Origin of the sequence: Herbaspirillum sp. B65 (assembly GCF_000333555.1) — a bacterium.
GTDB lineage: Bacteria > Pseudomonadota > Gammaproteobacteria > Burkholderiales > Burkholderiaceae_D > Herbaspirillum > Herbaspirillum rubrisubalbicans.
In genome coordinates, this window is sequence record NZ_BADI01000111.1 from 1 (window position 1) to 924 (window position 924).

At 61.7% G+C, this 924-nt stretch carries 2 protein-coding genes; one reads left to right on the plus strand and one right to left on the minus strand.

Going from position 1 to position 924, the window contains the following annotated elements:
* Window positions 1–106: 106 nt before the first annotated feature.
* On the minus strand, window positions 107–478 hold the full coding sequence (locus I5W_RS03060; RefSeq protein WP_017455333.1) for a VOC family protein: 372 nt from the start codon (window positions 476–478) through the stop codon (window positions 107–109).
* Between the two features lie 37 nt (window positions 479–515).
* On the opposite strand from I5W_RS03060, the gene I5W_RS03065 reads away from it, so the two are divergent.
* The coding region (locus I5W_RS03065) for a PEP-utilizing enzyme (protein WP_044528140.1) at window positions 516–924 on the plus strand (409 nt) is incomplete at its 3' end.

The window sequence follows — 924 nt, forward strand, 5'->3', positions numbered from 1 at the left end:
GAAATGATGCGCGCCATTCTGGCACGCATGATGCCTGCCCGCCATCGACTTCGATGCTGCTATGCAAGATGCTGCCATGGCGAGCGCTCGGGCGGGACCGACCGGATCAGTTCATCGCGTGGAGGGCCAGACGATTGCCTTCGCTATCGATGAATTGCGCGATGTAGCCGATATCGTTGGGGAGCTGGAAGCGCTCCATGGTGACTTCGCCACCGGCAGCCTTGATGCGGTCCAGCACGGCCTGGATGCTGGGGCCGGCATCCAGATAGATCAGCGTGCCCTGGCGCGTGGGCTCCAGCCAGCCAGGACCGGTCAGGCAACCGATGGATTGGCCGTCGTCACGCACGAAGATGGCCATCGGACCTTCGTCGGAGAATTGCTCCTGGCGCAGCGTAGTGGCAAAGACGGCTTCGTAGAAACGGGTGGCGCGTTGCAGATCACGGGTGGCGATCTCGAACCAGTTGACTTGGGTTTGCATGGTGTTCTTCCTTGTTCTCGTGAATGGATGGGTTGTCATGCCGCTTGGCATGGAACGCAGCGAGAGTGCCTTTGCCGGCTTCGTCACCGACCTGGGCGGCCCCAATTCGCATACCGCCATCGTCGCCCGCAGCCTGGCCATTCCAGCTGCGGTGGGGATGCATAACGCTTCGGTGCTGGTCAAGCACGATGATGTGCTCATCATCGATGGCGATGCCGGCGTGGTCATCGTCGATCCTTCGCCGCTGGTGCTGGCGCAGTATCGGGCGCGGCAGGAAAGGCTGCTGCGTGAACGGAAGAAACTTTCACGTCTGAAGAAGACCCCGGCCATCACCCAGGATGGCGAACCGATCACGCTCTTGGCCAATATCGAGTTGCCCAACGATGCCGCGCCGGCCTTCGAAGCGGGGGCCATGGGCATCGGCCTGTTCCGCTCCGAAATTCCTG